Genomic DNA, 7,264 nt, shown 5'->3' with positions numbered 1-7,264 from the left:
GAAGACATGGACTTCCTAAGCAAATAGATTTCAGAGATCTCTCTCAAAAGGTTTTATCGGCAATAGCTGATAAAAGAAATAGAATTCCTAGAAAATCACTAAACTATCAAACACCGTATCAAGTTTTTCTGAGCAATATAAATAGTCTAACTTAATTTGACAATTTGGGAAATTTAAAAAGTCATCCCTTATCGGTTGGCTTTTTTGCTTTTTTAGATATAATAAGAAGAAAACGTTTAGTTGTTAAAAAGTATTTGAAAGGAGTAGTTTATGTCACTAGATATCATTGAAACCCAACGTCTCACTTTAAGGCCCTTTGTTATCAATGACTATCAAGCTATGTTTGATAATTGGGCTAGTCATCAAGATAATGTCACTTATGTGACTTGGCCTGCACACGATAACCAAGAAATCACTAAGTCCATCATCACTTCTTGGATAAATGACGAGCGCCCTGGTTATTATCACTGGGCTATTGTTGACAAAACGAAGCAAGAGTTAATCGGCAATATTTCTATCGTTGATTACGACGAAAAAACTCAAACAGCAGAAATTGGCTATATCCTGGGAAAAGCTTTTTGGGGTCAAGGCTATATGACTGAATCTCTAAAAGCTGTTATCTCAGCCTTATTTACAGAAACTGAGGTCAACCGCATTCAAGCTGTTTTTGATACGGAAAATCCTGCATCTGGACAAGTCATGAAAAAAGCAGGGATGGCATATGAGGGTAAGCTTAGACAATCTTCTATCAATAACCGTGGTCTGGTTGACATTTCTATCTTTTCTATTTTAAAATCAGATTACTTAATAAAGGAGACGAATTGTAATGATTAGAAGTGCAACAATTGCTGACATTAATGAACTATTAGCTATTTATGCTCCTTATGTTGAAAAAACAGCCATTACCTTTGAATATACTGTTCCCAGTCTTGCTGATTTTGAAAATCGAATGAAGCAAACCTTGCTAAAATTCCCTTATCTCGTCTACCAAGAGGATGGTAACATTTTAGGATATGCTTATGCTAGTACCTACAAAGATCGCGCAGCTTATAACTGGTCTTGTGAGGTATCGATTTATGTCGCTGAGAAGGCTCGTGGTAAGCAGGTTGGCACAAAGTTGTATGATGCTTTAGAAAAAGAGCTGACAGATATGGGCATGAAGAACTTTTTAGCTTGTATCACCTATCCTAATGATGCTAGTATTGCCTTTCATCAAAATCGTGGTTATGAAAAGGTCGCCCACTTTACTAAAATTGGTTATAAGTTTGATAAATGGCATGATATGATTTGGATGCAAAAACGAGTGGAGGATAAATCATAACAATCTAGCGATTACTGCTCAAGAGAGACTAAGTGATTACTAGAGTGTTAAAATTTCTGAACGATTCTTTTGCAGAAAAAAGTGGAAAAGTAATCAATTTACAATTTCTTTCTATCTATTTTTTGCTATAATATTCTATAGTTATATCTAGATTGAGAGGATAGAAATATTTACGAAAAAAAGAAAGTAATCACTTTACTAGATCGTGGAAAACGAGGCTTTTTTAGAGGAATCTTTAGTCGAACAACAGTTATTGCCATTTTGTTGATTTTACAGATTCTTTTTTTTGTCGCTTCTTATCACTGGTTTCAAACCTATAAAATTCAGTTTGAAATTTTTGAAATTACCCTGGCCATCTTGACTGTCTTATATCTTATTAATAGTGATATGGATTCGACAGCTGTTATCACTTGGTTATTAATTTTGGTACCTTTCCCATTAATAGGTAGTTTATTTCTACTTTATACAAAACAAGATTTTGGATTTAAGGCAATGCGAGCTGGCATTCAACGAACGATTGATGCGACACAACCTTACCTGATCCAAGATGCAGAAGCTGTTTTGGAATTGAAAAATCGTCATTCAAACAATTATAATTTAGTTTCTTATTTGGAAAATTCAAGTGGACATTTCCCTGTTTATCGCCAGACTGATGTGACTTATTTTAGTTCGGGAGAAGAAAAATTCAAGGTTCTCAAAGAAGAACTTCGTAAGGCTAAAAAGTACATTTTCCTAGAATACTTCATCATCGGTGAAGGACTCATGTGGGGAGAGATTCTAGCTATTTTGGAAGAAAAAGTAGCCGAAGGGGTTGAGGTTCGAGTGATGTATGATGGCATGATTGAATTTTCAACACTTAGTTTTGATTACACCAAACGTTTAGAAAAACTTGGTATCAAAGCTAAAGCTTTTGCGCCATTATCACCATTTATTTCGACCTATTATAACTATCGAGATCATCGTAAAATTTTAGTTATTGATGGCAAAGTTGCTTTTACAGGTGGCATTAATCTAGCTGATGAATACATTAACCAAATCCAACGTTTCGGTCATTGGAAAGATACAGCTATCATGTTAAAAGGGCGTGCTGTAGATACCTTCACCATTTTGTTTCTACAAATGTGGCATGCTAATCAAGAAGAAGTAGAAGTAGAGCCATATCTAGCTCTACACGAACACCGTCCTAATAATGGATTTATCATTCCTTATGGAGATTCACCTCTAGATGATGATAAAATCGGTGAAAATGTTTATATTGATATTTTAAATCAAGCCAGAGACTACGTTCATATCATGACTCCCTATCTGATTCTTGACGGTGAGCTAGCTCATGCTTTAAAATTTGCAGCGCAACGTGGTGTAGATGTCAAAATTATTATGCCAGGAATTGCAGATAAGAAACTTGCAAATGCTCTTGCTAAGACCTACTATGCTACCTTGATTAAAGCAGGTGTGAAGATTTATGAATATACGCCAGGTTTTATCCATGCCAAAGTCTTTGTCAGTGATCGTCAAAAGGCAGTTGTAGGAACGATTAACTTGGATTATCGTAGCTTATACCATCATTTTGAGTGTGCAACCTACTTGTACCAAGTGTCATGTATCCCTCAAATTGAAAATGACTTTCAAGCAACACTTCTTCAAAGCCACTTGGTTAGTTTAGAGGAAGTGAATAATCGTCCATTCGTCAATAAAGCAATTGGTACTCTCGCTAAAACAATAGCCCCATTGATGTAAAGGCATTAGAGTTATATTTGGTATTTTAGTACAACAATTCTTATGCAAAGAGATAAGGAGCCAATTATAGCCTTATGTGTAAAAAGGGTTATAACTGGCTCTCTTTTTGTTATAATAGGAGATATCTATCTGGCAAAGGAGATATCATGGCTAAACCTCGTTCTAGTAATAGAATCCCCATTACCCGCTTATTACCCAAAAATCATTCAAGCCTGAATCGCGTCATATTCAGTCGGGGAGCTATCATTCTTTTAGCTATCCTCTTAGAAGTCCTGTTCATCGGTCTTGGTTTTCTGTGGTTCAATCGTTTACCCTTAAGAGTTGTCTATTTAGAGCATCTTATCGGTGCTTTAGTTGTTATTTATCTTTTTAATAGCAAGATGGATGCTGTTTCTAAAAATACTTGGCTCATGTTAATGATGCTCTTTCCTATTTTTGGCTCTTTCTTTTTTCTTTATACTAAAACGGACTTTGGTGTTAGAGATTTAAAGCACAAAGTAATCCAATATACCAATGAAGCAGGAAAGCACCTCAATCAAGATGCTGAATTGTTAGCGACTATCAAAGAAAACCACCCCCATACTTATCAATTAGTGACCTATCTCAATAAAAGTCCTGGTCATTTTCCAATCTATGCGGATAGCCGATTGACTTATTATGCTTGGGGTGATGACTTTTTCCCAGCTTTCAAGGAGGCTTTACTGAAAGCTAAATCCTATATTTTTCTAGAATATTTCATTATTGATGAAGGAGTCATGTGGGGTGAAATCTTAACTATTTTAGAACAAAAAGTTAAAGAAGGCGTGGATGTCCGAGTGCTTTATGATGGGATGGTGGAGTTGAGTACCCTTAGTTATGATTATACAGATCGGATGAAGAATTTAGGTATTGATGCCCGTGCTTTTGCTCCTATAAGACCATTTTTATCAACCTATTATAACTATCGTTATCACCGGAAAATCACTGTTATTGATGGACAAGTTGCCTTTACTGGCGGTGTTAACTTAGCGGATGAATACATCAATCAGATCGATCGTTTTGGTCGTTGGAAGGATAATGCCATCAAAATCGAAGGACAGGCCGTTCAAACCTTCAAAGCGCTCTTTTTAACCATGTGGTCAACAACGAATAATGAAGACGAATTTGGCAATTTCATGCTAGATTATCCTTTAAGTGTTGAGGCAACTGGCTATGTTGCACCATACGGAAACTCTCCGATGAACTACCATCATATCGCTGAAAATGTCTATATCGATATCCTAAACAATGCCAAAGACTACGTTCATATCATGACACCTTATCTTGTGATTGATAGTGAAATGATGCACGCCCTCACCTTTGCGGCAGAAAGAGGAGTAGAAGTGTCCATCATTATGCCCGGAATTCCCGATAAACCCTATGCCTTTATCTTGGCTGAGACCTATTTTAAAGAATTGATTGATGCTGGCGTCTCTATTTATCGTTATTCACCTGGTTTTGTCCATTCTAAAGCCTTTGTCAGCGATGGGATTAAAGCAACCGTAGGGACAGTTAATCTTGACTATAGAAGCCTATACCATCATTTTGAGTGTGGTGTTTACATGTACGGTTCAGAGGCTGTCGAAGATGTCGAAGAAGATTTCCAAGAAACCTTAAAAAAATGTCAGCACGTAACCTACCTCAGTTTAAAATCAAGACCCCCACTACGCAAAATCAGCAGTTATTTACTAAAAACAATTGCCCCCCTCTTGTAATCTCTCAAAAACCATGGTATGATAAAGTCATGCGATGAGTCGATTGTGGTTTTAAACCACTATTGCGCTGGGAGGTCATTAAGGCAGGAAGCCGACCTTGGTAAGTTGTGTGAACCTTCTTACCTCACTTGAAAAAGTGCCCTCATCCTCTGTCTTTTGACAGGGGATTTTTTCGTATACCAAACATTGCAATTTAGCTAAAAAATAGTATAATGAAAACTAAGAAATTTTTAGAAAATTAGGACGATAGTTTTCTAAAAAAGAAAAAGGAGTTTACTATGGGATATACAGTTGCAGTTGTAGGTGCCACAGGTGCTGTCGGAACACAAATGATCAAGATGTTAGAAGAATCAACATTACCAATCGAAAAGGTTCGCTACCTCTCATCTAGTCGTTCAGCAGGCAAGGTGCTTCAATTTAAGAGACAAGATGTAACTGTAGAGTTAACGACTGAAGATTCTTTTGACGGTGTCGATATCGCCCTCTTTTCAGCAGGTGGATCAACTTCTGCTAAATTTGCACCATACGCTGTTAAAGCAGGAGCAGTTGTTGTTGACAACACTTCTTACTTTAGACAGAATCCAGATGTTCCCTTGGTTGTTCCTGAAGTTAATGCACACGCTATGGAAAATCATAATGGTATCATTGCCTGCCCTAACTGTTCAACCATTCAAATGATGGTCGCATTGGAGCCTATTCGCCAAAAATGGGGGTTAGATCGTATCATCATTTCAACTTACCAAGCTGTTTCAGGAGCAGGACAATCAGCTATCAATGAAACTGAAAATCAATTACGTCAAGTTTTAAACGATGGTATTAATCCTAAGGATGTGACAGCAGATATTCTTCCTTCTGGCGGAGATAAAAAGCACTACCCAATCGCTTTCAACGCTCTTCCACAAATCGACGTCTTTACCGATAATGATTACACTTATGAAGAGATGAAAATGACTAAGGAAACGAAAAAGATTATGGAAGATGATCGTATTGCAGTTTCTGCAACCTGTGTTCGTATTCCAGTTTTGTCAGCTCATTCTGAGTCAGTCTATATTGAAACTTCAAAAGTAGCCCCTATTTCTGAAGTCAAAGAAGCTATTGCTAATTTCCCAGGTGCTGTTTTAGAAGATGATGTCACTAATCAAATTTACCCTCAAGCAGTCAAGGCAGTTGGCAGTCGTGATACTTTTGTCGGTCGAATCCGTAAAGATTTAGACCAAGAAAATGGGATTCATATGTGGGTGGTTTCAGATAACCTTCTCAAAGGAGCTGCTTGGAATTCTGTCCAGATCGCTGAAACACTTCATAAAAAAGGCCTTGTTCGTGCAACTGATGACCTCAAATTTGAATTGAAATAAAAAACGTTCTAACTATGACAAACTTTTAGGATTTATCAGTTTATCTCAGTAAGTTCAAAATCCTGAATAGCAAACTATTTTAATGGTGACTATTTTGGATTTCTATGTCAAAGAGAGGGAAAAAATGTCTATTGAACAACTACGAAACGCTAAAGTAATTACTGCGATGGTCACACCATTCAAGCCTGATGGTTCTATTAACTATGAGGTACTCTCTAAGTTAGTGGAGCACTTATTAGAGCATCATACAGATGGTATCTTATTGGCTGGTACAACCGCTGAAAGCCCTACGCTAACTCATGAAGAAGAGTTGGAGTTGTTCGCAGCTGTGCAAAAAATTGTTAAAGGACGTGTACCATTGATTGCAGGTATCGGGACTAATGATACCCGAGATTCTGTTGAATTCGCAAAAGAAGTTGCTGAATTTGGTGGATTTGCAGCTGGGTTAGCTATCGTTCCTTATTATAATAAACCAACACAAGAAGGTCTTTACCATCATTTTACAGCCATTGCAGATGCTAGTGATTTGCCAATCATCATCTACAATATTCCAGGCCGTGTTGTCGTAACACTTGAACCTGAGACGATGCTTCGTCTTGCTCAACATCCTAATATCATTGGTGTTAAAGAGTGTACAAGTCTAGAAAATATAGCCTATTTGGTTGAGCAATCTCCAGAAGATTTCTTGATTTACACAGGGGAGGATGGAGAAGCCTTCCATGCCTTAGCGTTAGGAGCTGATGGTGTTATTTCAGTTGCATCTCACACAAATGGTGATGAAATGCACGAGATGTTGGAAGCTATTGACCAAAATGATATCAAAAAAGCAGCAAAAATCCAACGTCGCTTTATTCCCAAAGTAAATGCTCTCTTTTCTGTGGCTAGTCCAGCACCAGTTAAAGCTGTTCTTAACCATCAAGGTTTTGATGTTGGACCTTTACGCTTACCTTTGCTTCCATGCTCTGATGAAGAAGCCAAAGAGATTATCAGAGTTGTTCTTAGCGAAGGACCTTCTCAACCTATCAAAGGTGTTTTAAGACCAACAAATTATTAATACTAAAAATGTGCTAGTTTACATCTAGCTCATTTTAGATTTCTTAGACGAAACAAAAAAGGGG

At 37.2% G+C, this 7,264-nt stretch carries 6 protein-coding genes; all 6 read left to right on the top strand.

The features are described from left to right. Positions 1-270 precede the first annotated feature (270 nt). The gene (locus ACMZ6U_RS08495; RefSeq protein WP_416107900.1) at positions 271-834 is read left to right on the top strand and encodes a GNAT family N-acetyltransferase; all 564 of its coding nucleotides are present in this window, start codon (positions 271-273) and stop codon (positions 832-834) included. Continuing rightward, positions 827-1,321 (top strand): GNAT family N-acetyltransferase, encoded by a 495-nt coding sequence (locus tag ACMZ6U_RS08490; RefSeq protein WP_416107899.1) that lies wholly within the window; start codon positions 827-829, stop codon positions 1,319-1,321. Before ACMZ6U_RS08495 ends, ACMZ6U_RS08490 begins: the two co-directional genes overlap by 8 nt. Positions 1,322-1,489: 168 nt before the next feature. Beyond that, positions 1,490-3,058 (top strand): cardiolipin synthase, encoded by a 1,569-nt coding sequence (gene cls / locus ACMZ6U_RS08485; protein ID WP_416107902.1) that lies wholly within the window; start codon positions 1,490-1,492, stop codon positions 3,056-3,058. A gap of 146 nt (positions 3,059-3,204) precedes the next feature. Further along, entirely contained in the window at positions 3,205-4,791 is a 1,587-nt protein-coding gene (gene cls / locus ACMZ6U_RS08480) for a cardiolipin synthase (RefSeq protein ID WP_416107897.1), read from the top strand. A gap of 278 nt (positions 4,792-5,069) precedes the next feature. After that, positions 5,070-6,146, top strand: a complete 1,077-nt coding sequence (locus ACMZ6U_RS08475) for an aspartate-semialdehyde dehydrogenase (RefSeq protein WP_416107895.1) — start codon at positions 5,070-5,072, stop codon at positions 6,144-6,146. 124 nt (positions 6,147-6,270) lie between these two features. Then, positions 6,271-7,200, top strand: coding sequence for a 4-hydroxy-tetrahydrodipicolinate synthase (dapA, locus tag ACMZ6U_RS08470; RefSeq protein ID WP_416107893.1), 930 nt, complete (start codon positions 6,271-6,273; stop codon positions 7,198-7,200). The last annotated feature ends 64 nt before the right edge of the window (positions 7,201-7,264 follow it).

It is taken from the genome of Streptococcus pluranimalium (assembly GCF_047785745.1).
GTDB classification, from domain to species: Bacteria; Bacillota; Bacilli; order Lactobacillales; family Streptococcaceae; genus Streptococcus; species Streptococcus pluranimalium_B.
Note: the sequence above shows the minus strand (reverse complement) of the source record. Positions and strands in the feature narration are given on the sequence as shown.